23 protein-coding genes are annotated in these 25153 nt (G+C 62.2%); 16 read left to right on the forward strand and 7 right to left on the reverse strand.

What is annotated here, in order from left to right; genetic code table 11:
• The first annotated feature begins 18 nt into the window (after nt 1–18).
• Genes HZ993_RS17730 through HZ993_RS17760 form a run of 7 tightly spaced genes read left to right on the forward strand, consistent with a single transcriptional unit; the run spans nt 19 to nt 7994 of the window.
• Nucleotides 19–1908 carry a feruloyl-CoA synthase gene (locus HZ993_RS17730; RefSeq protein ID WP_209394054.1) on the forward strand — a complete coding sequence of 630 codons (1890 nt, stop codon included), beginning with the start codon at nt 19–21 and terminating at the stop codon, nt 1906–1908.
• A complete protein-coding gene (locus tag HZ993_RS17735) occupies nt 1905–2690 on the forward strand; it encodes an SDR family NAD(P)-dependent oxidoreductase (RefSeq protein WP_209394055.1) in 786 nt (261 codons plus the stop codon). The genes HZ993_RS17730 and HZ993_RS17735 overlap by 4 nt, the downstream gene beginning before the upstream one ends.
• A gap of 51 nt (nt 2691–2741) precedes the next feature.
• A complete protein-coding gene (locus HZ993_RS17740) occupies nt 2742–3875 on the forward strand; it encodes an ABC transporter substrate-binding protein (protein WP_209394056.1) in 1134 nt (377 codons plus the stop codon).
• A 16-nt stretch (nt 3876–3891) separates the two neighbouring features.
• The gene (locus HZ993_RS17745) at nt 3892–4929 is read left to right on the forward strand and encodes a branched-chain amino acid ABC transporter permease (protein ID WP_209394057.1); all 1038 of its coding nucleotides are present in this window, start codon (nt 3892–3894) and stop codon (nt 4927–4929) included.
• A 1-nt stretch (nt 4930) separates the two neighbouring features.
• Complete coding sequence (locus HZ993_RS17750; RefSeq protein WP_209394058.1) at nt 4931–6730, forward strand: ATP-binding cassette domain-containing protein; 1800 nt, start codon at nt 4931–4933, stop codon at nt 6728–6730.
• 15 nt (nt 6731–6745) lie between these two features.
• Nucleotides 6746–7495: an ABC transporter ATP-binding protein gene (locus HZ993_RS17755; RefSeq protein WP_209394059.1), complete on the forward strand. Its 750-nt coding sequence runs from the start codon at nt 6746–6748 to the stop codon at nt 7493–7495.
• A gap of 31 nt (nt 7496–7526) precedes the next feature.
• Nucleotides 7527–7994 (forward strand): MarR family winged helix-turn-helix transcriptional regulator, encoded by a 468-nt coding sequence (locus tag HZ993_RS17760; protein ID WP_209394060.1) that lies wholly within the window; start codon nt 7527–7529, stop codon nt 7992–7994.
• Here HZ993_RS17760 and HZ993_RS17765 read toward each other — a convergent pair.
• On the reverse strand, nt 7985–8998 hold the full coding sequence (locus HZ993_RS17765; protein WP_209394061.1) for an aldo/keto reductase: 1014 nt from the start codon (nt 8996–8998) through the stop codon (nt 7985–7987). The two genes, HZ993_RS17760 and HZ993_RS17765, sit on opposite strands and share 10 nt — an antisense overlap.
• A gap of 129 nt (nt 8999–9127) precedes the next feature.
• Here HZ993_RS17765 and HZ993_RS17770 point away from each other — a divergent pair, with 129 nt between their 5' ends.
• From HZ993_RS17770 to HZ993_RS17785, 4 genes are read left to right on the forward strand one after another with little or no spacing between them, the layout of a single operon-like run.
• On the forward strand, nt 9128–9346 hold the full coding sequence (locus tag HZ993_RS17770; protein WP_209394062.1) for a hypothetical protein: 219 nt from the start codon (nt 9128–9130) through the stop codon (nt 9344–9346).
• A 47-nt stretch (nt 9347–9393) separates the two neighbouring features.
• Nucleotides 9394–10587 (forward strand): efflux RND transporter periplasmic adaptor subunit, encoded by a 1194-nt coding sequence (locus HZ993_RS17775; protein WP_245213674.1) that lies wholly within the window; start codon nt 9394–9396, stop codon nt 10585–10587.
• A 23-nt stretch (nt 10588–10610) separates the two neighbouring features.
• Nucleotides 10611–13733, forward strand: a complete 3123-nt coding sequence (locus tag HZ993_RS17780; protein ID WP_209394063.1) for an efflux RND transporter permease subunit — start codon at nt 10611–10613, stop codon at nt 13731–13733.
• A 12-nt stretch (nt 13734–13745) separates the two neighbouring features.
• On the forward strand, nt 13746–14522 hold the full coding sequence (locus HZ993_RS17785; protein WP_209394064.1) for an ABC transporter substrate-binding protein: 777 nt from the start codon (nt 13746–13748) through the stop codon (nt 14520–14522).
• Here HZ993_RS17785 and HZ993_RS17790 read toward each other — a convergent pair.
• Together HZ993_RS17790 and HZ993_RS17795 are read right to left on the reverse strand one after the other, a co-directional pair.
• On the reverse strand, nt 14501–15109 hold the full coding sequence (locus HZ993_RS17790) for a histidine phosphatase family protein (RefSeq protein WP_209394065.1): 609 nt from the start codon (nt 15107–15109) through the stop codon (nt 14501–14503). The genes HZ993_RS17785 and HZ993_RS17790 overlap by 22 nt on opposite strands.
• A gap of 21 nt (nt 15110–15130) precedes the next feature.
• Nucleotides 15131–15781: a pyridoxamine 5'-phosphate oxidase family protein gene (locus HZ993_RS17795; RefSeq protein ID WP_209394066.1), complete on the reverse strand. Its 651-nt coding sequence runs from the start codon at nt 15779–15781 to the stop codon at nt 15131–15133.
• A 134-nt stretch (nt 15782–15915) separates the two neighbouring features.
• On the opposite strand from HZ993_RS17795, the gene HZ993_RS17800 reads away from it, so the two are divergent.
• Nucleotides 15916–16713: an N-acyl homoserine lactonase family protein gene (locus HZ993_RS17800; RefSeq protein WP_209394067.1), complete on the forward strand. Its 798-nt coding sequence runs from the start codon at nt 15916–15918 to the stop codon at nt 16711–16713.
• 54 nt (nt 16714–16767) lie between these two features.
• Entirely contained in the window at nt 16768–17238 is a 471-nt protein-coding gene (locus HZ993_RS17805) for a CreA family protein (RefSeq protein ID WP_209394068.1), read from the forward strand.
• Nucleotides 17239–17257: 19 nt separating this feature from the next.
• Here HZ993_RS17805 and HZ993_RS17810 read toward each other — a convergent pair whose 3' ends face one another.
• Complete coding sequence (locus HZ993_RS17810; protein ID WP_209394069.1) at nt 17258–17674, reverse strand: YccF domain-containing protein; 417 nt, start codon at nt 17672–17674, stop codon at nt 17258–17260.
• Nucleotides 17675–17738: 64 nt separating this feature from the next.
• The gene (locus HZ993_RS17815) at nt 17739–18998 is read right to left on the reverse strand and encodes a lytic murein transglycosylase (protein ID WP_245213995.1); all 1260 of its coding nucleotides are present in this window, start codon (nt 18996–18998) and stop codon (nt 17739–17741) included.
• A gap of 43 nt (nt 18999–19041) precedes the next feature.
• On the opposite strand from HZ993_RS17815, the gene HZ993_RS17820 reads away from it, so the two are divergent.
• The 3 genes from HZ993_RS17820 (at nt 19042) to HZ993_RS17830 (ending at nt 23336) form a co-directional block, all read left to right on the forward strand.
• Complete coding sequence (locus HZ993_RS17820; RefSeq protein WP_209394071.1) at nt 19042–19719, forward strand: GDSL-type esterase/lipase family protein; 678 nt, start codon at nt 19042–19044, stop codon at nt 19717–19719.
• A gap of 290 nt (nt 19720–20009) precedes the next feature.
• Nucleotides 20010–22865 carry an EAL domain-containing protein gene (locus HZ993_RS17825; protein WP_209394072.1) on the forward strand — a complete coding sequence of 952 codons (2856 nt, stop codon included), beginning with the start codon at nt 20010–20012 and terminating at the stop codon, nt 22863–22865.
• A 39-nt stretch (nt 22866–22904) separates the two neighbouring features.
• Nucleotides 22905–23336 carry a thioesterase family protein gene (locus tag HZ993_RS17830; RefSeq protein ID WP_209394073.1) on the forward strand — a complete coding sequence of 144 codons (432 nt, stop codon included), beginning with the start codon at nt 22905–22907 and terminating at the stop codon, nt 23334–23336.
• Here HZ993_RS17830 and HZ993_RS17835 read toward each other — a convergent pair.
• Both HZ993_RS17835 and HZ993_RS17840 read right to left on the reverse strand, forming a co-directional pair.
• Complete coding sequence (locus HZ993_RS17835; RefSeq protein WP_209394074.1) at nt 23331–24359, reverse strand: MBL fold metallo-hydrolase; 1029 nt, start codon at nt 24357–24359, stop codon at nt 23331–23333. The genes HZ993_RS17830 and HZ993_RS17835 overlap by 6 nt on opposite strands.
• Nucleotides 24360–24422: 63 nt before the next feature.
• Nucleotides 24423–25103, reverse strand: coding sequence for an antibiotic biosynthesis monooxygenase (locus HZ993_RS17840; protein ID WP_209394075.1), 681 nt, complete (start codon nt 25101–25103; stop codon nt 24423–24425).
• Between the last annotated feature and the right edge of the window lie 50 nt (nt 25104–25153).

Consider the following 25153-nt stretch of genomic DNA (forward strand, 5'->3'; position numbering starts at 1 on the left):
GCGCACGAGGAGAACCGCATGACCACCATCACAAACACAGAACCCAGATACCGCCCCATGCGTTTTGGCGTGACCCGCGTGGTGTTGCGCGAAGGCAGTCAACCGGGCGTACGTTACCTGCGCGCCGAAGCACCGTTGCTGGCGTATGCACACACCATGGGTGAACGCCTGGTGCACTGGGCCCAGGCCACGCCAGACCGCACCCTGTTCGCCCACCGCACGCGCAATGCCGACGGCAGCACGGGGGACTGGCAGCACCTGAGTTTTGCCCAGGCATTGGATGGCGCACGCCGCATCGGCCAGGCTTTGCTGGACCGCAAGCTCAGCGTGGACCGCCCGGTGGTCATCTTGAGCGACAACGACTTGCAACACGCGCTGCTGGCCCTGGCGTGTATCTACGTAGGCATACCCTATTGCTCCACGTCCCCGGCGTATTCCACGGTCAGCACCGACCACGGCAAGCTCAAACACGTGATGGCCACATTGACGCCGGGCCTGGTGTTTGCCAGCGACGGCCAGCGTTTTGGTCCGGCCATCGCAGCTGCCGTTCCCGCTGATTGCGAGGTTACTCTCAATTCAATAGCGGGTTATGTCCATACTACGGGGGCAACAAGCACATTTGACCAATTACTTGCCACCCAGGCCACCCCTGCGGTGGACCAGGCCTTTGGCCGCACGGGGCCGGACAGTATTGCCAAGTTTTTGTTTACCTCGGGCTCCACCAAGCTACCTAAGGCCGTCGTCAATACCCACCGCATGTGGTGCGCCAACCAGCAACAGATGCGCCAGTCCCTGACGCCGCTGGTGGAAGACCCGCTGGTGCTGGTGGACTGGCTGCCGTGGAACCACACCTTTGGCGGCAACCACAACTTTGGCATGGTGCTCTATAACGGCGGCACGCTGTACATCGACGATGGCAAGCCCACCCCGGCGCTGATGGCCGAGACGCTGCGCAACCTGCGCGAGGTTGCACCCACGGTCTACTTCAATGTACCCACGGGTTTTGAAGCCATCGCCGATGCGATGAAAACCGACGACGTCTTGCGCAAGAACCTGTTGAGCCGGGTCCGCATGTTCTTTTATGCCGCCGCGGCCTTGTCGCAACCCATCTGGGATGCGCTGCATGAGGCCCAGGAGCGCGAAATCGGCGAACGCATCACCATGTGTACGGGTTTGGGCATGACCGAGTCCGGCCCCTTTGCTTTGTCGGTCAACCGTGCCAAGGTCAAGGCCGGCGACCTGGGTGTGCCCACACCGGGGCTGGAGGTCAAGCTGGTAGATGTGGATGGCAAGACCGAGGTGCGTTACAAAGGTCCCAACGTCACGCCCGGCTACTGGCGCAGCCCCGAGGCCACCCAACAAGCCTTTGACGACGAGGGCTACTTTTGCAGCGGCGATGCCGTCACCTGGATAGATGCCGACGATGTGCACCAAGGCCTGCGGTTTGACGGGCGTATTGCCGAAGACTTCAAGCTCAGCACCGGCACCTTTGTCAGCGTGGGGCCGATGCGCAGCAAGATCATTGCCGCTGCTGCGCCCTATGTGCAAGACGTGGTGATCACCGGCCTGAACTGCAAGGAAGTGGGGGCCATGGTGTTCCCAAGCAACGAGGTGCGCAAACTCTCGGGGCTGGGCGCAGCGGCGACTATGGAGGCTGTGGTGGCCAGCGCGCCGGTGCAGGCACATTTTCAGCGTGTGGTGAATGACCTGGCCAAAACCGCAACCGGCAGCGCCAGCCGCATTGCGCGCCTGATCCTGCTGGCCGAGCCGCCGTCGAGTGACCGCGGCGAAATCACCGACAAGGGTTCCATCAACCAACGGGCTGTGCTCCAGCACCGCGAAGCCTTGGTCAATACGCTGCATGACGGCAGTGCAGCCCACATCATCAAACCGGAGAAAGCACAATGAACATCCAAGGACATGCCGCATTGGTCACCGGCGCCGCGTCGGGCCTGGGCGAAGCCACCGCACGTGAGTTGGCCCGCCTGGGCGCCAAGGTTGCGGTGCTGGACGTCAACATGGCGCTGGCGGAAAAGGTCGCCGCTGATATTGGCGCGCAATTTGGAAACGGCTGCGCCGTGGCTTGCCAATGCGACATCACCAATACCGAGAGTGTGAGCGCGGCAATTGCCAAGGCCACGGCGGCCCATGGCACGGCGCGTGTGCTGATGAATGTGGCCGGTATCGGCAGCGCCAAACGCATCGTGCAAAAAGACGGCTCGGCCGCGCCGCTGGAAGATTTTGTACGCGTGGTCAATGTGAACCTGATTGGCGCCTACAACGTCAGCCGCCTGTTTGCCGCCGCCTGCGCGCACTTGGACCGCCTGGAAGATGGCGAACGCGGCGTGTTGATGTTCACCGCGTCGGTGGCTGCCTTTGATGGCCAGGTCGGCCAGCAGGCCTATAGCGCTTCCAAAGGGTGGTTGGTCGGCATGACGCTGCCCATGGCGCGCGACTTGGCACAACATGGTATCCGCGTCTGCACCGTGGCACCGGGCCTCTTTGCCACACCGCTGATGCAGCAGTTGCCCGAGGCCGTGCAAGCCTCTTTGGCGGCGAGTATTCCGTTCCCACAACGCTTGGGCAAGCCGCAAGAGTTTGCCGAATTGGCCGCACACATCGTCAGCAATGGCCACTTGAACGGCGAAGTGATTCGCCTGGATGGCGCCTTGCGCATGGCGCCCCGTTGATCCAACATCTGATTCCTGTACCGCGCTAACCAAACCAAAAGGAGACATCGTATGAGCCCCAAGAAATCCCTGATCGCTGCAGCCGCCACGCTGGTCATAACCGGCGCGGCGCTGGCCGACATCACCATTGGAGTCAGTCTGCCACTGACAGGCCCAGCCTCGGGCCTGGGCATTCCGGTGGGCAACCAGATCAAGCTCTGGCCCACTTCCATAGCGGGTGAAAAAGTCAAGATCATTGTGCTGGACGATGCCACCGACCCCACCAACGGTGTCAAAAACGCCAAGCGGTTTGTGACCGATGACAAGGTGGATGTCATGCTCGGATCGGTTGCAACGCCGGTTGCCATTCCTATGGCCGCAGTCGCCGCCGAGGCCGAAACCGTGCAACTGGCGTTTTCGCCCATGCAGTTGCCACCGGGTAAAGACGGCTGGACCTTCCGTATGCCACAGTCCACTCCCGTCATGGCGCATGCCATTGTTGGCCTGATGAAAAAGCAGGGCATCAAGACAGTGGGATTTCTGGGCTACACCGATGCCTATGGTGAGAGCTGGCTGAAAGACTTCACGACCGAGGCGGACAAGAACGGCATCAAGGTGATCGCCACCGAGCGTTTCGCCCGGTCGGATACCAGTGTCACCGCGCAGGCCTTGAAACTGGTCGCCGCCAACCCCGATGCCATGCTGGTGGTGGCGTCGGGCAGTGGTGCCGCCATGCCCCACATGGCGGTGGTCGAGCGCGGCTTCAAAGGCAAGATTTACCAGACCCACGCTGCCGCCTCGCGGGACCTGATGCGGGTGGGCGGTAAAGATGTGGAGGGTGCGTTTGTGGTGTCCGGCCCGGCGGTGATTGCCGAGCAACTGCCCGACAGCCACCCGTCCAAGACCCTGGCGATCCAGTATGTGCAGCAGTATGAAAAGGCCTACGGTGTCGGCTCGCGCAACCAGTTTGCAGCGCACGGATTTGACGCGTTGCTGGTGCTGGAAAAGGCCGTGCCCCTGGCATTGAAGGCGGGCAAGCCTGGCACCAAGGAGTTCCGTGCCGGATTGCGCACGGCCCTGGAGACCATGGGCCGCACCGTGGTGTCTCACGGGGTGCTGAACTGGACCAAGGATGACCACTGGGGCTTCACGCTGGAGACCGGTGTGATGCTGAAGGTGGTCAATGGCGACTGGAAAGTAGAGTAACTTTTAAGGCTTATCCATGGACTTCTCCATCGTCAGCATCCTGATGCTGGACGGCATCACCAACGCTGCCGTTTACGCGCTGCTGGGCCTGGCCACCGTGCTGGTGTTCAGCGTCACGCGTGTCATCTTTATCCCGCAGGGGGAGTTTGTGGCCTATGGTGCGCTGACGCTGGCCATCTTCCGCACCGGCCAGGTGCCTGGCACCGTGTGGTTGTTGCTGATCATGGCGGCTTTGGCGGCTGCCATGGATGTGCACCAGCGTTGGTTACACACGCGCCTCGCCGCGCAGGCGGTCACGGCGGGCTTGCGCACGCTGGCCGTGCCGTTGGTGGTGGCGGGCCTGTCCATCTGGGCGGCGCCGCTCAACCCGCCGCTGCTGGTGCAGGCGGTGTTGACGGTGGCCATCGTCACCGCCTTTGGTCCACTGGTGTACCGCGTGGCCTACCAGTCGCTGGCTGATGCCAGTTCGCTGGTGCTGCTGATCGTGTCGGTGGGCGTGCACTTTGCGATGACCGGCCTGGGTTTGTTGTTCTTTGGTGCAGAGGGGTTTCGCAACCCGTCGTTCTGGGATGCGCGTTTCAGCGTGGGGCCGCTGTCCGTCAGCGGGCAGGCCATCATCATTTTTGGCGTGTCTCTGGCGCTGATCGTGCTGCTGTGGCAATTTTTCAGCCGCACCTTGTATGGCAAGGCCTTGCAGGCCACGGCGGTCAACCGTCTGGGCGCGCGGCTGATGGGTATATCGACACACGGCGCGGGGCAGACCACGTTTGCAATGGCGGCCTTGATAGGTGCGTTGTCGGGTCTGTTGATTGGCCCCACCACCACGGTGTTTTATGACTCGGGCTTTCTGATCGGTCTCAAGGGTTTTGTAGCCGCCGTCATGGGCGGGCTGCACAGCTACCCGCTGGCCGCAGTGGGCGCGCTGTTTGTGGGGCTGGTGGAAGCCTTTGGCTCCTTTTGGGCCAGTGCATTTAAAGAGGTGATTGTGTTTACGCTGGTTTTGCCCATTCTGTTGTGGCGCTCGGTGGCTGGTGGCCACGATGAGGAGCATTGAAATGGGTTCATTGCCCTCTACCGTGCAAGCCTGGGTGCGCTCGGCCAAGGCCCAGCGTGTGGCGCTGGTGGCCTGCATGCTGCTGTATGCGGTGTCGCCCGTGCCCGAGTTCTGGATCACCCAGCTCAACTACATCGCCATGTACAGCCTGGTCATTCTGGGCCTGGTGCTGCTCACCGGCATTGGTGGTCTCACCTCGTTTGGGCAGGCGGCCTTTGTGGGCATTGGCGCCTACACCAGCGCCTACCTGTGCACCAGCATGGGCTGGTCGCCGTGGCTCACGGTGTTTGCGGGCCTGCTGATCACCGCAGTTAGCGCGCTGATACTGGGTTGGCTCACGCTGCGCATGTCGGGCCACTACCTGCCGCTGGCCACCATCGCCTGGGGCTTGTCTTTGTATTACCTGATGGGCAACCTGGACGGGCTTGGCAAATATGACGGCATTTTGGGTGTGCCCTCCATCATGTTGTGTGGGTGGGACATCAGCCGGGGGCCGCAGCTTTTTGTGCTGGCCTGGGGTTTGGTGCTGTTCGCGGCATTTGCGCTGCAAAACCTATTGGATTCGCGCACAGGCCGCGCCATACGCGCCATGCGCGCCAGTACCCTGATGGCCGAGGCCATGGGCGTGGACACGCTGCGCCACAAGATCGGCATCTTTGTGCTGGCGGCGCTGTTTGCCAGTGTCTCGGGCTGGCTGTTTGCACACTTCCAGCACACGGTGAACCCGTCTCCTTTTAGCCTGAAGTTCGGCATCGAGTACCTGTTCATGGCCGTGCTGGGCGGCGCGGGTTATGTGTGGGGCGCCATCAGCGGCGCGGTGATGACCAAACTGCTGGAGGACGAGCTGCAGGTGTTGCTGCCCAAGCTGCTGGGCACCAGCGGTAGTTACGAGGTGATTGTGTTTGGCATCGTGCTGGTGCTGGTGCTGAAGTATTTGCCGGATGGTGTGTGGTCGCTGGTGGCGCGCTTCCTGCCCAAAACCCAGCGCGTAGTGGATTGGAACGACGCCCAGCCGCTGACCGAGCGTGCCAAGCCCACGGAGGGCGACACCGTGCTGCAGGTCCAAGACATTCGCAAGCAGTTCGGGGGGCTGACGGCTGTGAACTACATCAGCTTCTCCATCCAGGCGGGGCAAATCGTAGGTTTGATAGGCCCCAATGGCGCCGGCAAGTCCACCACCTTCAACCTGATCACCGGGGTGCTGGGGTTGACCTCGGGGGCGGTCACGTTCTGCGGTCAGCCCATCGGCGGCTTGCCATCACGCGAAATTGCGCGCCGCGGGGTGAGCCGCACCTTCCAGCACGTCAAGATGATCCCCGAGTTGACCGTGCTGGAGAACGTGGCGCTGGGCGCCCAACTGCGTGGCAACCAGGGTGCGTTGTCATCCATGCTGCGCTTGGACCGTGCAGAGGAGCAAAGCCTGCTGCGCGAGGCCGCGCGCCAGCTGGAGCGTATTGGCATGGGCCACTTCATGCACGAACTTGCCGGCAACCTGGCCATGGGCCCGCAGCGCCTGCTGGAGATTGCCCGCGCACTGTGTGGCGACCCGGCCCTGTTGTTGCTGGACGAGCCCGCCGCAGGCCTGCGCCACAAGGAGAAACAGGCGCTGGTCGCCGTGCTGCGCCAGCTGCGCAGCGAGGGCATGAGCATTCTGCTGGTGGAGCACGATATGGACCTGGTGATGGACGTGACCGACCACATTGTGGTCATGGAATTTGGCACCAAGCTGATGGAAGGCACGCCGCAAGAAGTGCAGCAAAGCCCCAAGGTACGTGCCGCCTACCTGGGCGTGGAACACTGAACCGTGAGCAAGACCATGAGCCAACCCTTACAACCCCTACTCACCGTCAAAGGTCTGCGTGCCGGATACGGCCGCGCCGAGGTCATACACGGCATTGATATACAAGCACCGCAGGGCAGTGTCATCACCGTCATCGGCCCCAACGGTGCGGGCAAGTCCACGCTGCTCAATGCACTCATGGGTGTATTGCCCGCGCAGGGCAGCATCGAATTCAATGGCCAGTCGATCAGCGCACTGTCGCTGGAGGAGCGCGTGATGCTGGGCATCGCCCTGGTGCCCGAAAAACGCGAACTGTTTGGCAGCATGCCGGTGGAAGACAACCTCGTCCTGGGCGCCTTTCGCCAGGTGCGGCTGGGCAACAAGGCCTGGCGGGAGCAGATGGACGTGGTGTTTGCGCTTTTTCCTCGCCTCAAGGAGCGGCGCACGCAGCTGGCCGGCACGCTGTCAGGCGGCGAGCGGCAGATGCTGGCCGTGGGCCGCGCACTGATGTCGCGCCCCACGCTGCTGATGCTGGACGAGCCCAGCCTGGGGCTGGCACCGCTGGTGGTGAAGGAAATTTTCCGCACCCTGGACGCGTTGCGCAGCACCGGTGTGACCACACTCCTGGTGGAGCAAAATGCCCGCGCCGCGCTGGAGGCCGCCGACTATGGGTACGTGCTGGAAATGGGCGATATGGCATTGAGCGGCCCCGCCAAAGACCTGGCCACCGATGCACGTGTCATCGACACCTATCTGGGCGCGGCCCGCAAACCGGTGGCGGTGTGAGCGGCGACGGCGGGAGGGCACAATCAGGCCCATGGAAAAGACGAGCACCACCAAAAACGACACCCCTTATGTCGACACGGTAGACACCAGTTTTCTGGAGACCCTGGTCGGCTACAACGCGCGGCGTACGGCGCTGTTTGTGATTGAACAGTTCATGCCGCGCATGGCCGCGTTCGATCTGCGCACGGTGGATTTTTCGGTACTGTCCCTGATCACGCACAACCCCGGCATCACCTCGCGCCAGTTGTGCGGCAACCTCAACATACTGGCGCCCAACCTGGTGGCCATGGTGAACGCGCTGGAAAAGAAAAAGCTGATCGTGCGCAAACCCCACCCGCTGGACGGCCGCGCCATGGGCCTGCACCTGACCGCCAAGGGTCAAAAACTGATGGTGGAGGCCGAGAAGGTTGTCAACCAACTGGAGCTGGACGCTACCGCCAAGTTGAGCGCCGCCGAGCGCAAGACGCTGCTGGCGCTGCTGAAAAAAGTCTACAAGTAGCTGAAGTCTTCGGTATCCACTTCGCTATTGCCCTGGGCGTTGTAACGCGAGCCCACCACGGTCTTGTGGTTGATCAGTGCATCCAATCTGGCCATGGCCGTCGCGTCCAGGTTCACACGGGCAGCCTCCAGGTCTTCTGCCAGGTGCGACACGCTGGTGGTGCCCGGTATGGGAATGATGTGATCGCCCCGTTGCAGCAGCCAGGCAATAGACAGCTGCGCCAGCGTGCAATCCACGTCCTTGGCGACCTGCTTGACGCCGCTGAGCAGCCGAACATTGGCGGCATAGTTGTCGGGCGCAAAACGCGGCATGCTGCGGCGGATGTCACCGGCGTGCAGCGCGGACACATCCAGCGGCTTGTCACACAACAGCCCACGGCCCACCGGGCTGAAGGCCACAAAGCTGACTCCCAGTTCCTTGCAGGTATCCAGCACGGCGATTTCGGGGTTGCGCGTGGCCAGCGAATATTCGGTTTGCACCGCCGCAATCGGGTGTTCTGCGTGCGCGCGGCGCAGTGTGGTGGCGGACACCTCGGACAGGCCGATGCTGCGTATCAGCCCCTTCTGCACCAGTTCACCCAAGGCACCGACGCTGTCTTCAATAGGCACCCGTTTGTCCCAGCGGTGCAGGTAATAGAGGTCGATCACATCGGTCTGCAAGCGGCGCAGGCTGTCTTCACAGGTCTTGCGCAGCGTCTTCGGGTGGCCGTCGATCACGCGCACCAGCTTGCCGTAGCCTTTCACATCCACACCCTGCATGCCACATTTGCTGGCCAGCGTGATCTTTTGCCGGTGCGGCTTCATCACCTGGCCCACCAGCGTCTCGTTGGCGCCAAAACCATACAAGGCTGCCGTGTCAAACAGCGTGACACCCGCATCCAGCGCGGACAGCAGCACACGCTCACCCTGCTCGGCAGACACCGGTGCGTCATAACCGTGGCTGAGGTTCATGCAGCCGAAGCCTATGGAAGAGACTTGGAAGGGGCCTAGGGTGCGGGTCTGCATGGTGGAGCATCTTGGAGTGGGTAGGGGCTCATAGTTTAGGGGTGGGTGGCCTGGGGCGGGGGCGTGGGGGTTTAATGGTGATGGGCGTGAAAATGCGCTGAAAATAGCGCCTTAGATTACGAGGCCTCTGTGAACCCATCTGTTAATGACCATGCAGCGCTGATCGCCGCGTATAAAAGGGCGGAGGCAGACGCGGCGTACAAGTTTGGCTTGATCCACACCGTCGCAAAAAAGGGCCCCAAGGCCATTCAGGCCGCCGTCGAAACGGCCGCGAAGGCAGCAAAACGCAGAGATGCGTTTGCCAAAAAGCTGAGTGTCCTGGGCGTGTCCCTGCAGGCCTTACCGTAAGGCCCGATCTTTAAGTTTCTTCACACGGTGCGGTTAACATAGAAAGCGTGCATACCCCCCACTCGACCCTCCTGAAGTTTCTTGTCCCCTGTGTGCTGCTGCTCGGTGCGGGCTTGCTCACCGCCTGCAAAGACAAGCCCGCAACCGCCCCGTCCGCGCGTGGCGCCCCTGCTGAAGTAGGCGTGGTCACCGTGAGCGCCCAGGACGCGCCCTTGCAGCTGGAGCTGCCCGGCCGTTTAAGCGCCAGTCAAGTGGCCGAGATCCGTCCGCAGGTCGGGGGCTTGGTGCTCAAGCGCCTGTTCACTGAGGGCAGCTTGGTGACCGCCGGGCAACCCCTGTACGAGCTGGACGCCGCCAGTCTAGAGGCCGAGCGTGCACGCACCGCGGCAGCGCTGCAGAAAGCCGAAGCCCAGGTCGCCATGGCGCGGGCCAAGGTCGCGCGGGATGCCGAATTGTTGCGCGCCAACTTCATCAGCCGGTCGGCTGCAGACGACAACGCAGCCCTGTTGCGCCAGAGCGAAGCCGAAGTGGCTGTGGCACGGGCGGCGCTGGATGCCGCGCAGGTGCAATTGCGGCGCGCACGCATCGTGGCGCCCATAGCGGGGCGTATTGAAGCCTCGGCGGTGAGTGCCGGCGCACTGGTCACCGCCAACCAGACGCAAGTGCTGACCACGATCCAGCAACTGGACCCGATGCATGTAGACATCGTTCAAAGCAGCGCCGAACTGTTGGCGCTGCGCAGCCAGTTGCAAGGCCAGACCGGTAGCCGCCAGGTACAACTGGTGCTGGAGGACGGTTCCGTGCACCCGCAGCCGGCAACCCTGCAGTTCAGCGGCGTTACCGTCGACCGCGGCACCGGTACCGTGACACTGCGTGCTGTCGTTCCCAACCCACAAGGCAGCCTGCTGCCGGGCATGGTGGTGCAGGCTAGGCTGCTGGCCGGCACCGACCGCGGTGTCTTGCTGGTGCCACAGCAGGGCGTGACCCGCTCGCCCACGGGTGACGCCACGGCACTGGTCGTTGGTGAGGGCAACAAGGTTGAACGCCGCCGCCTGCAACTGGCACGCGCGGTCGGCAACCAGTGGCTGGTGTCCAGTGGACTCAAGGTGGGTGATCGCCTCATTGTCGAAGGGTTGCAGCGCGCACGCGCCGGTCAGGCGGTGACACCCGTGCCTGCGGGGTCCGCCGCTTCGGCGCCGGCGGCGCGAAAAGCGGCGTCTGGCGCTTCGGCTGCGCGCTGAGCAGCTACGGGAAGCCCCACACCATGGCCTCTTTTTTTATCGACCGCCCCATCTTTGCCTGGGTGCTGGCCATCGTCATCATGCTGGCCGGTGCGGCTGCCACACTGACCTTGCCGCTGGAGCGCTACCCCGACATCGCGCCAACACGTATTTCCATCAACACCAGTTACCCCGGCGCGTCAGCGCGCACCATTGAAGACTCGGTGACGCAGATCATCGAGCAAAACCTCAAGGGCATTGACGGGCTGTTGTCCATCGAGTCATCGAGCAACGCCTCGGGCGGTGCCAGCAGCCAGCTGAGTTTTGTGGCCGGCACCAACCCCGACACGGCGCAGCTGCAGGTGCAGAACAAGGTGCAGCAAGCGGTGTCGCGGCTGCCGCAGGCCGTGCAGGCGCAGGGTGTGCGGGTGACCAAGGCCGGCACCGACCTGTTGATGGTCGTGACGCTGAACAGCGATGACCCGGCCGTCACCTCGGCCGACATGGGTGACTACCTGCAGAGCACACTGGTCGACATCATCAGCCGTATCGAGGGTGTGGGCGATGTCAACGTTTTCGGGTCGGGCTACGCGATGCGGATCTGGCTCGACCCCCAGAAGCTGCAGCGTTATGCACTGGTGCCGGGCGACATCCGTGCCGCGTTGCTGGCGCAGAACACCGAGGTCTCGGCGGGCCAGATCGGCGCCTTGCCGTCGCCCGAGGGCCAGCGGCTCACAGCCATCGTCACCGCGCGGGCCAAGCTGCAGACGGCCGAGGAGTTCCGCAAGGTGGTGCTGCGTGTCCAGCCAGACGGATCCGCGTTGCGCCTGGCCGATGTTGCGCGGGTAGAGCTGGGCCGCGACAGCTACACCACCAATATCCGCAGCAGCGGCCGCACGGCTGCCGGCATGGCCCTGTTTCCGGCCAGCGGCGCCAATGCCCTGGTCACCGCCAATGCCGTGAAGGCCAAGCTCGAAGAGCTGGCGCCTTTCCTGCCGCCGGGCATGAAGACCACGGTCACCTTTGACACCACGCCGTTCATCAGCGTATCCATCAAGGGGGTTGTGGTGACGCTGGTCGAGGCCATGGTGCTGGTGGTCGCCATCATGTATCTCTTCATGCAAAACCTGCGCGCCACACTGGTGCCGGCGATTGCCGTACCGGTCGTGCTGTTGGGCACCATGGGTGTGCTGGCAGTGGCCGGTTTCTCGATCAACACGCTGACCATGTTCGGGCTGGTGCTTGCCATCGGCCTGCTGGTGGACGACGCCATCGTTGTGGTCGAAAACGTCGAACGCCTGATGAGAGAAGAAGGCCTGTCACCGCGCGAGGCCACCCGGCGCAGCATGGCCGAGATCAGTGGTGCGTTGGTGGGAATTGCTGTTGTGCTGTCGGCGGTGTTCATCCCGATGGCTTTTTTTGGCGGCTCCACGGGTGTCATCTACCGCCAGTTCAGCATCACCGTCGTCAGCGCCATGGTGCTGTCGGTGCTGGTGGCCATGAGCCTGTCGCCAGCGCTGTGTGCCACCCTGCTCAAGCCGGTGCACAAGGGTGAACATGCGGCGCACGGCGGTCCATTGGGCCCCATCCTGGACCGCTTCTTTGGGGGCTTCAACCGCGGCTTCGACCGTTTTACCGGGCGTTATGTGGTCCAGGTGGGCTGGCTGTCGGCGCGCAGCTGGCGCAGTTTTGCGGTGTTTGTGCTGTTTATTGCAGGCACTGCAGTGCTGTACAAGACCCTACCCACCAGCTTCTTGCCCGACGAAGACCAGGGCGGTCTGCAGATCCAGGTGCGCATGGCGCCCGGCGCCACCGCCGAACGGCTGGAAACCGTGATGCAAAGTGTGGAGGCCTACCTGAACGAGCAACCGGAGGTGATGTTTTACAACCTTGTGCGTGGTGCCGGTGGTGACCAGGGTTCGGGGCAGGGGTTCATACGGCTGAAGGACTGGTCTGAGCGCAAGGCGGCCAACCAGGGTGCTGCGGCATTGTCCGAGCGTTTCAGCCGCGAGCTCGGCCGCCGGGTGCGCGACGCCAGTGTCTTTGTGGTGCAGCCACCCACCGTGCGCGGCCTGGGCGGCAGCTCCGGCGTGCAGTTGTTCCTGCAGGACCTGGGCGGCCTGGGTACCGAGGCGCTGGCCGCCGCGCGCGACCAGCTTATCGACGCCGCTGCGGCCCGGCCGGAGTTCAACCGGCCCCGCACGAACAGCCTTACCGAAACGCCACAACTCGCCATCCACATCGACGACCACAAGGCTGGCACGCTGGGCGTGGCCACGGCCACGATCAACGACACCCTGTCCATTGCCATGGGCGGCAGTTATATCAACGACTTCATCGACCGCGGACGTGTCAAACGTGTGCTGGTACAGGGTGAAGCCGCCTACCGCGCCGAGCCCGACAGCCTGCGCCACTGGTATGTGCGCAACAGCAGCGGGCAAATGGTCTCGTTCAGCGCCTTCGCCAGCAGCAGTTGGGTCAACGGCCCGCGCCAGTTGGTGCGCTACAACGGCAGCCCGGCCTACGAGATCCAGGCCGACATCGCTCCGGGCGTCAGCTCGGGTGCCGCCATGGTGGCGATGGAAGGCTTGCTGCGCACCATGCCGCCTGGCATCGGTTACGAGTGGTCGGGTCGCAGCTACCAGGAGCGGTTGTCGGGCGACCAGGCGCCACTGTTGTATGCCGTCTCGGTGCTCTTCATTTTCTTGTGCCTGGCCGCACTGTACGAAAGCTGGTCGGTGCCCTTCAGTGTGATGCTGGTGGTGCCGCTGGGCATCTTCGGGGCACTGGCGGGTAGCCACCTGGGAGGGCAGAGTAACGATGTTTTCTTCCAGGTTGGCCTGCTCACCACGGTGGGGCTGAGCGCCAAAAACGCGATCCTGATCGTGGAGTTCGCCGAGACCTTGCGCAACCAGGGCATGGGGGTGTTGGATGCAACACTCAAAGCCTGCCAGCAACGTGTGCGACCCATACTGATGACTTCGCTGGCGTTTGGTATGGGGGTGCTGCCATTGGCCCTGGCCAGCGGTGCGGGTTCGGGCTCGCAGCGGGCCATCGGTTTTGGCGTGTTGGGTGGCATGATCAGCGCAACCGTACTGGGCATATTTTTCGTGCCACTGTTCTACCTCTGGGTGAAGGCCTTGTTTTCGACCCGTACACCGCACTGAATCGATCCAACCATGAAAAACCAAGCTTTCATTCGTCGGACAGTGTGTATGGCGCTTGGGTTCGGTGTGGTCTCCGCGGTATGTGCACAAAAGCCGCCACCCTTGCGTTATGGCGTGTTCGAGTCCATGGGATACCCTTTTTATGTGGTCGGCTCGGGCAGCACAGCGCACAGTGGATTGCTGATCGAACTGGGGGATGCCATCGCGCGGCAGCTGAACATGGGCATGGTCGCGGTGCCCTTGCCCCGGCGCCGGGTGGAGCCCGCGCTGGTGCAGGGCCAGATCGAGATGCTGTGTTACTTCAGCCCCAGTTGGGCAGAGCAGCCAGACAAGCTGGCGTGGTCCATGGCCATGCTGCCGCAAATTGAACGTGTTGTAGCGCCCAAAGGCGGTCGCACGGGCAATGCCCCCCACTGGGAATTTGACGGCAAACGTGTGGCATTACAACTGGGCTACCACTACCCGGTCCTGCAACCCTTGGTGGACGCCGGCAAGGCGGTGCGGGTGGACCAGAGCAAGGTGGCCCTGCAGTTCCGATCCTTGGAGATCAAGATGGCAGACCTGCTGATCACGTCCGAGGGTGAAATAGAAGGCTACTTCCATGAGAATCCGACGGCGCGCAGCGAGTTTGAGGTGTCGCGTACGGCTTTCTCCGTCACACCGACCCACTGTGCCATCGGGCGGTCTTCTCGCCTGTCGGTGGCCGAGCTCGACAAGGCGATAACCCGGTTGCAGAGCAGTGGCGACCTGGAACGCCTGGCCAAGCGTTATGGCATGTCGGCGCGCTGAGCCGGCAGCGCAGTCAGATCTTGCGCAACCTCCACCCAGACACATTCCCCATTCTTGCGTTTGATATGCAGCACGGCATGGCGCGGCAAACCATGGATGTGGCGCGTCACCACATCCATGACCCAACCGTGGGTCACCACCAGGATCCGGCCACCCCGGTGGCGCGCCCCGATGTCGGTGAACGCCTCCATGACACGGTCCGCAAACTCGTCCAGAGTCTCTCCCCCGGCAAATTCTGCGGCCGGGTTGCGGCGCAGAATTTGCTCCAGTAAGGCGGGGTTGAGTTCGGCCAGTTCGTTCTTGGGAATGCCCTGCACGGCCCCAAAGTGTTTTTCTTTCAATCCTTCATGGCAAGCAGGCTCCGGTAAGCCCAGTGCCGCTGCGACGATCTCAGCGGTCTCGCGCGAACGCGCCAGCGGGCTGGACCACACCGCATCGAAGCCCGCACCTACCAGGCTGGCCGCCAGTGTCTGTGCCTGCGCGCGGCCCAGTGTGTTGATCGGCACATCCAGCCAGCCCTGCAAGACGCCGCGTTTGTTCCAGTCGGTTTCGCCGTGGCGGGCAATGCAGATGTGTGTGGACTTCACAAGCAATGCCTGTCAGCAGCATCAATAGAAGCCGACTCGGCGCCGGTAGCGTTCCGCGCGTTCCGTGTCGTACGCTTCAGCATCAAACTGTTCGCCCTGGATGGCGCGGTGGATTTCGCCACCCGTAGGCATGGTGGACGGGGCGATATGCAGGTTCGGGTCCCAAAAGCGTGAGCGCAGAAATGCTTTCGAGCACTGCGTATAAGCCTCGTCGATATCGACCAGGATGCCCAGCAACGGGGGCTTGCCCTCCACGGTGCTGGGGGCCAGCAGCTCTGCGTCTGCCGTTAGGGTGGCCCGGCCATTCACGCGAAAGGTGTCGGTGATCCCGGGTACAAAAAAAAGCACACCGATGTGTGGGTTGGCAAGCATATTGCGCAGCGAGTCTGCAATGCGGTTGCCTGGCCGCTCAGGGATGAGCAGGGTGCGGTCGTCCAGCATGCGCACAAAGCCAGCAGGATCTCCGCGGGGGCTGAGATCGCAGTTCCCGCTTGTGTCGCTGGTGGCAATACAAATGAACGGCGAACGCTCAATGAACAGACGTGTCTTGCTGTTCAGGCGGTTGGTGATTTTGGCGCACGTTAACTCGGCTGGCTCACCGATCAGCGCTCGGAGTTCTGATTCGGTGCGAATGACCTGGGATGTTCGGGGGTGTGTTGAAACTGGGTTCATCGATTTCCTTTCGACGTGGTATCTTGCCGCAACCTTGTAGCCTTGAGGATAGCAGCATGGTCACGAGGTTGACGATAACCACCACAGGAGACAAGCCCATGTTTCGCAGTCACACAATGGCATCAACTCTTGCCATGTTGTTCGGTTTAGGCGGTACTTTTGCCACGTTGCCGGCGGCAGCCCAGGCCACGCCTCAGCTGACTCTCACCCGCATCGACTGCGGCACTCCGGTGCTCAACGACGTAGGTGCTCGTTTTTCGGACACCTACGCCTACAACGACCTGAAGGTGCTGTTCACCTACAGTTGTTACCTCATCAAACACGGCAGCGACTACATGTTGTGGGAGGCCGGGCACTCCATGAGTGCGGGCGCACCTGCGCCCAAGGTCAGCATCGTGGACCAGCTGGCGCAACTCAACCTCAAACCCGAGCAGATCAAGTATGTGGGTATCAGCCACTACCATGGCGACCACACCGGGCAGTTGCCTTCGTTCACCGGCTCCACGGTGCTGATTGGCAAGGGTGATTGGGACGGCATTACCGCTGCCAAGCCCCATGCCGGGGCCAATGTGGCGGCCTTCACACATTGGATCAGCGGTGGTGGCAAGCTGGAAGCGCTGGTGGGTGACAAGGATGTGTTTGGTGACGGCAGGGTGGTTGTCATGAACACGCCAGGGCACACACCCGGTCACCGCAGTCTGTTGGTCAGGCTGCAGGAGAAAGGCAATGTGCTGCTGACGGGTGATCTGGCTCACTTCCACGAGAATTACGAAAGTAATGGTGTGCCTGGGTTCAACTACCACCGGGCAGAAACGCTGGCGTCGCTGGACCGGTTCAAGAAGGCGGCGGCCAACCTGAAGGCCACGGTGATCATCCAGCACGATGCGCGGGATATCAACAAATTGCCTGCGTTCCCGGCTTCGGCGAAGTAGAGCAGGCCTAACTAACGCTCTTGCAAGCGTGCTCAACGACCCCACCTGTACCCCATGAAATTCCATCGCCTCCTTGTGGTCGCCCTTTCCATACCTTTTGCGTCTGCCGCCTTGGCCGACAAGATTGGCGAGGTGGACACGGCATTCAAACTGATAGGCCCGGACCACAAGATTGTGGTGGAGGCCTTTGATGACCCCAAGGTTGCGGGTGTCACCTGTTATGTATCCCGCTCCAAGGCGGGCGGTATCAGCGGTGCGATTGGCCTGGCAACGGAAAAATCGGAGTCGTCCATTGCTTGCAGGCAGGTAGGCCCCATTTCCTCTGCCGTGCCCATACCCAAGAGTGAAGAGGTCTTCAGCGAAAGCCGCTCCATCCTGTTCAAGAAGATGCGCATTGTGCGCATGGTGGACCCGGCGCGCCAGGTGCTGCTGTACCTCACCTATACCGACAAACTGATCGACGGCTCGCCCAAAAACAGCCTGACCGCCGTGCCCTTGAACGGCGCCAAGCTGCAGTTCAAATAGGCAAGGCCCTTTAAGGGTCTCAGGCGCCGACGCGGGCGGCGTTCTTGGGCACGATGGTCTTGCCAACCGGTGCCAGAGCAATCAAAGCCAGCTTGATGTGCTGCACGCCAAACGGGATGCCGATGATGGTCACAAAGCAGCACAGGGCGGATGCCAGGTGGCCCAGAGCCAGCCACACGCCGGCAAAGATGAACCACAACACATTGCCAATGGTGCCCAGTACGCCGGTGCCAATGTCTTCCACGCCGCTGACCACGGCACGGCTCACCGCCTCCTTGCCGAATGGCAAAAACGCAAACTGGCCAATCACAAAACACGCCTTGGCCCAGGGCAGGCCGACAATGGTGATGGCACACAGCAGGCCCGCAAGCCACCAGCCCAGGCCCATGAAAAAGCCGCCCAATACAAACCAGAGTATGTTGCCGATGGTGCTCATGTGTTGAATCCCTGCTGAATGATGCGGGCCAATATACCGCAATGCTGCGCCAGCGCGGGGCGTGTTATTGCAGACGTTGCAACAGGTCCAGTGTGGGATAACCGTCCGCCGGCAGGCCCAGGCTGCGCTGGTAGCGGCGGATGCCGCGTTGTGTGGCCGGGCCCATCATGCCGTCGGGTGTGCCACTGTCAAAACCATTCGTATTTAACGCCGTCTGCAGGGCCAGCAACTGGGCACGGGTCAGCGCCGGTACGTCGCGCGGCCAGGCGGTCTGCACCGTTGGGCCGTTGGCAAATCGCTGCGCCAGCAAGTGGACGGCGAGCGCATAACTGGGTGCGTTGTTGTAACGCAGGATGGTGCGGAAGTTGGGTCCCACCAGAAAAGCCGGTCCACGCGCGCCGGCTGGCAGCAGGATAGAGCCATCTGCAAAGACGGGCAACGCCGTGCCATCCAGGGTTTGCACACCAGCGGCTGCCCAAGCCGCGGTCGGCTGGCGCAGTTCGGTATCGGCGCGGGCGTAGTCAAAATCCGACGGCAGGCGCACCTCGGTTCCCCAGGCTTGGCCGGGCTGCCACCCGGACTGGACCAGGAAGTTGGCGGTCGATGCCATTACATCGGGCAGGCTACCCCATATGTCGCGCCGGCCATCGCCATCGGCATCCACCGCATGGGCCAAGTAGCTGGTGGGCAAAAACTGGGTCTGGCCCATAGCACCGGCCCATGAGCCGACCATGTGTGCGCGAGTGATGTCCCCATTTTGCAGAATGCGCAGGGCGGCGAGCAACTGGCTGCGGGCCCAGGCTTCGCGCCGCCCCTCGAAGCCCAGCGTGGTCAGCGCATCGACCGTGGGTATGTCGCCCATAAAACTGCCGTAGCTGCTCTCCATGCCCCAGATCGCAACCAGCACTTCGGGCGGCACGCCGTACTGTGTGGCGATAGGCTCGATCTGGGCCCGCAGTTGCTGCAGCTTGTCGCGTCCCCGGTTGATACGCTGCGCAGACACCGCGCTGTCCAGGTAGTCCCACACGGTGCGGGTGAATTCGGGCTGGGCCTTGTCCGCTTCGATGGCGCGAGGGATAAAACGCACGGCGTCAAACGCATGCTGGAGTGTTGCGTCCGTGATACCTGCAGCACGTGCCGTGGCGCTGAAGGCTGCCACCCAGTCGGCAAACCGCTGGTCGTGTTCGACCGCGCTGGATACGGCGGGCGGCGCTGGGGCCTTGTTGTCAACCAAGGGGGCCGATGCACAACTTGCCAGCACCAACGCCAGCAGCAGGGCCGGTGCAGTCTTGGTGGAGGGCTTGTTGGCGGGGTCGTGGTGCATGGGCGGCTGGCAGGGTTGGGTGGGTGCGGGTAGTATAGATTTCATGCGTTTCTTGACACCCGTGCCATCGACCACTGTCCCCATTGCTGGCGTGCCGCGCAGGGCACTCCTTGCGGGTCTCCTGGCGGGGGTGTGGCTGGCGGGTTGCCGCAAGGCAGTCAAGCTGTCTGCCATTCCAGCGGGGCAAACGGTTCTGGCGTTTGGCGACAGTGTGACCTATGGCACAGGTGCCGCACGGGGTGAGGATTGGCCCAGTCTGTTGGCGCAAAAAACCGGCTGGAAAATTGTCAATGCCGGCATCCCCGGCGACACGGCGGCCAACGGCAAGGGACGCATCCAGGCTTTGCTGGATGAACACCGTCCGGCGCTGGTGATACTGGAGATCGGCGGCAATGACTTCTTGCGTCGGGTAGCCGCCACAGCGGTCAAGGAAGACATTCGCCAGCTGATCAAAACCAGCCTGCAAGCCGGTGCGCAGGTGGTGTTGGTTGCGGTGCCCGAGCTGTCGTTGATGGGCCTGGTTGCCGGCAAGCCCAGCGATTCGCCTATTTACGCGGAGCTGGCAGATGAGGAGAAAGTGCCCCTGGTGCCCGATGTGTTCTCCGAAACGCTGTCGCGCCCCGATCTGTGTGCCGACCGTATCCACCCCAATGCGCGGGGCTACCAATACATGGCGACCGGCATACATGCCCGCCTGCAGGCGCTGGGCTGGGTCCCGTGATGCACACGGGTAGGAAGGGATTCAATAAACTGTGGAATTGGTCATAATAAAACAAAGAAATATTGCATCGCGTTGGTGGTGACGGCTGAAAAGTCGCGGAGGCACCCCGTATGTGGCAGTTCAACAGGCGGTTATTTCAGCGCCCGGTCTTTACCGAACGGCACCGATCCATAGGGCTGACGGTCCTCATACTCCTGTGTATTTGGGGGTCTGTGGGCGCCTGGTCGTGGTGGGCACGTGACAGTGCCCTGACCTCAAACCGCCTGATATTGGAGCAGCTCGCTGCCGCCGTGCAATCCCAAACCAAGGGGCTCTTCAAACAGGCGGAGCTGTCGCTCACCGTGGCCGGTCGGTGGATAGAAGACAACCCCCACAGCGATCCTGCACGATCGCCGGAGTTCCTTGCGCTGTGCGACGCTCTGCGCCGCGAGTCCGATGGCCTGCTGGATTTGCGTGTGGTGACACGCAGCGGCCTGGCCCGTTCCATCACCGGTATGCCAAAAATCGACACGGTCGATGTCAGTGACCGTGATTACTTTCAGGTGCAACTGGATGCGCAAACGCGTGGCCTGTTTATTGGCAAACCCATGGTGGGCCGGATGACCAACAAAAACCTCATTCCGATTTCGCTGCCCCTGACCACTGCGGCAGGCGAGGTCGCCGTGCTGCTGGTCGCCATGGACCTGGACCGCATGGCGGGGCCGTTTGAGGTTGAACGTATCAAACCCGCGGGTACCATCGGTATTGTGCGCAACGATGGCATGGTGCTGATGCGCAGCCCGATGACGGGCAACGTGGTCGGCCGGTCCATTGCGTCCGGCCAGGCCTGGAAGCAATACATCAGTACCTTGCCTAAGGGCAGTTACGAATCGGACGTCAGCCTTTTTGACCAGCAGCCCCGCCTGGTGTCCTTCGCCAAGGTGGAGGGTTTGCCGCTGGTGGTGTATGTGAGCGCCAGCAAGATCGATGCCTTGGCGCCTTGGCGTGTGAACACCGGCATTTTGGCGGGAGTGGCCACGCTGTTGTCCATCGTGGCGGTGGTCGTCAGCGGTGCGCTGACGCGGGCGTTTGCCGCCGCCAGGATTTCCGACGCCATTGTGCAATCGACAGATGAGGCCATCGTGGGCAAATCGCTCGATGGCATTGTCAACAGCTGGAACCCGGGGGCTGAGCAAATGTTTGGCTACTCAGCGGCCGAGATGCTGGGCCAGCCCGTACGCAAGTTGTTGCCGCCCGACCGCCAGAGTGAAGAGGCGGTCATTCTGGACAGCATACGCAGTGGCCGCAATGTGGAGCACTTCGAAACCAAACGAGTGCGCAAGGACGGCACCGTCATTGATGTATCGGTCACCATTTCGCCCATTCGCGACAGTCTGGGTGCGGTCATTGGGGCGTCGAAGATTGCCCGTGACATCAGTGCTCAGATCGCAGCGTTACGGCGCCTGCGGCTCACGTCCAGTGTCTTCACCAACGCCAGCGAAGGTATCCTGATCACCGACCGGGAAGGCCGCATGGTCGAGGTGAATGATGCCTTTACACGCATCACCGGATACGACCGGGAGGAGGTGATTGGAAACACCCCGCAGATGTTCCGCTCCAGCCGCCAGGGCCCGCAGGTTTTCAAGGCCATGCACGTGGCCCTGATACGCCACGGCGAGTGGAAAGGCGAGATGTGGAGCCGCAACAAGAATGGCGAGGCCTATTCGGTGTGGCTCACGGTCAGCCAGGTCAAGGGGCGCCGCGGCAAGGTCAGAAACTATGTGGCGCTGTTCTCGGATGTCACGGTGCTGAAACTGCAGCAGGAGAAACTGGAGCACAGTGCGCAGTTTGACCCGCTCACCGATCTGCCCAACCGCAGCCTGCTGTCGGACCGGCTCAACCAGGCCATGACGGTTTGCCTGCGGCACAACCGCAGCCTGGCCGTGTTGTACATGGATCTGGATGGTTTCAAGGCCATCAACGACCGGTTTGGCCACAAGGCGGGAGACGAACTCTTGATAGCTGTGTCCAGCCAGGTCAAGGCGGTCTTGCGTGATGTGGATACCCTGGCGCGCCTGGGGGGCGACGAGTTTGTCGCCGTGCTGACCGATGTCGACAATGTGCAGGACTGCATCCACATGGCCAACCGGATTCTAGATGCGTTTGCCAAACCCGTGTTGATCGAAGACACACTCATGCACGTCACCGTCAGCATTGGTGTCACTCTGTACCCGCAAGACAACGCCGATGCCGACCACCTGATGCGGCATGCCGACCAGGCCATGTACGAAGCCAAACAAAGTGGCAAAAACCGTTTCCACCTGTTTGACTCCGCACAGGATGCCGAGGTCAAGAGCCGCAGCGTGCAGCAGGACATGATTGCCCTGGCCCTGGAAAGGGGTGAGTTTGTGCTGCACTACCAGCCCAAGGTCGACATGCACACCGGTGTTGTTTTCGGGGCTGAAGCCTTGATACGCTGGCAGCACCCGGAGCGGGGCTTGTTGTTGCCCGGTGTGTTCCTGCCCGCCATTGAACGCCATCCGCTGAATGAGGCGGTTGGAGCCTGGGTTCTGGACCAGGCCCTCAGGCAAATGAGCGAGTGGAATGCACAAGGCTTGGTGCTGCCTGTCAGTGTGAATGTTCCGGCGCGGCAGTTGCAGCATCCAAAATTCGTGAAGCAGCTATCCGAGATGTTGGCAGCCTATCCAGAGGTATCTCCACATGCTCTGGAGCTGGAAGTGCTGGAGACCAGTGCGCTGGACGATATTGTCTCTACCGCCACCATCATGGAAGACTGCCATCGGCTGGGCGTACGGTTTGCCATTGATGACTTTGGCACGGGGTATTCGTCGCTGACCTATCTGCGCCACCTGCCGGTAGAAACGCTGAAGATCGACCAGAGTTTCGTGCGGGACATGCTGGAGGACCGTGACGACCTGGCCATCGTGAAAGGTGTCATTGGCTTGGCTGCAGCGTTCCAGCGGGACTGTATCGCCGAGGGGGTGGAGACCGTGGCGCACGGTACGCGCCTGATTTCCCTGGGCTGTACGGCCGCACAGGGTTTTGGTATTGCACGCCCCATGCCTGCTGCGCAGGTGGTGCAATGGTGTGCCTCCTGGACGCCGCCCGCGGAGTGGCGTGCCCAGGGGCAACAACCGCGGGTGTGAGCACCACGTTACGATGGGTGTTTTGACACCCAGACGCCCATGCCCCGCATCCAGCTCCAACCCGAACCCCACTACACGTTTTCCACTGAGATCCAGATCTACATCAGCCATGTGAACCAGGGCGGGCATCTGGACAACGCCCAGTTGCTGACCCTGGTTTCAGAAGCGCGGGTGCGGTTCTTCAAATCTCTGGGTCACCCCGAGTCCAACGTGGCCGGTGCACCGATTGTGGTGGGCGACTTGGTGGCGCAGTACAAATCCGAGGGGTTTCACGGCGAGACCATGGTGGTGCAGATGACACCCACCGCGTTCAACAAATACGGCTTTGACCTGCAGTACCGCATGAGCGACAAGGACAGCCAGCGCGAAGTGGCGCTCGGCAAGATCGGTATTGTTTTCATCCACCGCGAAGACCGCAAGGTCACGCCGATTCCCACCGCGTTTCTGGCCCAGGTACAGCGGCTGTCATAAGCCGCTGAATACATCCATGGCCTGCCAGGGCAAGGGCATGCGAATCTCCACCTGTTCTGCCGCGCCACGCGCCATCAGGAACTGCATGCTCACATCGAACCTGTCGATCGGCAATGGCAGGGTTTGCATGGGCTGGTCGGCAGGCAACCAGATATCGTCCCAGTGGATGGGGATCACGCGTTTGGCGCCTGTGGTTTGCACCACCTCGCGCCAATAGTCTTGGCGGTGCGCATCGCTGCGCTGTCCCATGGTGCCTATGCCCAACAACACGACATCGGCCTTGACACCCTGAAGCGCACGGGGCACAAAACCGGCACTCCCGGTAATCAATAACGCGCGGTCTCCGTGTTGCACCAGCATGGCATAACTCTGGCCCTCCTTGTATTCGGAAGCGCGTACCGGGGGCTTCAATGGTTGTGTGATTTCACCGCCGGTAAAACCCGTGGGTGCGTGCAGTCCCGGGTAGAGCGTGACGGTGAAGCGGCCGTATTCCATGGGCTGGCCCAAGCGGGCCACCTGTATCTGCGCCTCGGGCATGCCCCAGCCGCGGCCCACGTTGGCCGTGGATTTCGAGCCCAGCAACACGGCGCCGGTGCGCAGCGCCACCTCGGGTGCATCCATGGCGTGGTCGTAGTGCGAATGCAGGGGGATCACCGCCGCAACTTTGCCGCTGCGCCCCGGTGCCGGTGGCTGGTCCTTGAGCCGTATGCCGGCGCGCGCCAGCCCGCGGGTGATGTTCTGCAGATCAGGTTCTACCTTGCCCAGAAAACTCTGCAGGCGGTCTGGGCGCGAGAAGAAACCATCGGTCAGGATGGCGGTCTCGCCATCGTCCAGCAACAGGGTTGCCACGCCCAGAAAACTGACCCGAAGCGGCGCAGCGGTGGAGGGCTTGCCACCTTTCCACCCCAGGGCGGCGTAGGGCACCAGGGACGGGTTTTGCTGCAGCATCCAGGCCAGCAGGGCGATGGACAGGGCCACCACCAATAGGACTGTTATCGCGGCCCACTTGATGTATCGCCTCATTGGCCTCTAGCCCCCGTGAAATATAGTTCTATTGCTATCATTTTTATACTATTCTGAAGTGCATTACCCCATCTCCGCTGCAGTGGCCGAGAAGGACAAGGTGTACAGACCGCTGCATACGTCCGGCAGCGCGCCTTGCTGGCGCAAGGCTTCAGGCCCCAACGGTGCGGCCGCAAGCCCCTGCAATACGCCCAGGTCATAACCCACCACCACCAGCACCCAGTCGGCAAACCGGTCGCCACCCCGGATTTTCTGTTCTGTGGTTGGGGCGATGGCTGGCGCTTCGTGGCGCAGCAGGTGGGCGCCCACACAACCGGGCTGGTTGACCAGTGGGGCCAGCACGGTTTTCAGCGCCGCCAGCAAGGCGGCGTCCGCGCCGGGCGCTGGCGACATGCGCAGGACCAGTGCATAGCGCGCCACGTTGCCGCCAAAGGAAGCCAGTACATGGCACTGGCTGCGCACCATGTTGCGGTGGTGGGGCATCATCCGCGTGGACCAGGGGGAGGGCGCGTTCAGGTGCGCCAGGTAGCGGGGTGATGACAGCGTGGCGTGGGTATCCAGCTCGTACATCTGGAACACCCCCTCGCCACCGTCGACACTGCTCCAGCGTGTGGCGCGGGTGAAGCCGGGTAGGGCCAGCCGCTCGCGGAAGTGTTCGTGGGAATGCCAGTCCTGGAATTCGGCGTTCACATCCGGGGCCATGTCCCACCACATGGCGAGTGCCGCTTGTCCTAGTAGTGCCACGGGATTCCTTTCATTGCGGATGCTGACGCTGCGCTCCAGTATGCATACTT

Origin of the sequence: Rhodoferax sp. AJA081-3, assembly GCF_017798165.1 — a bacterium.
In the GTDB taxonomy this organism is placed as follows: domain Bacteria; phylum Pseudomonadota; class Gammaproteobacteria; order Burkholderiales; family Burkholderiaceae_C; genus Allorhodoferax.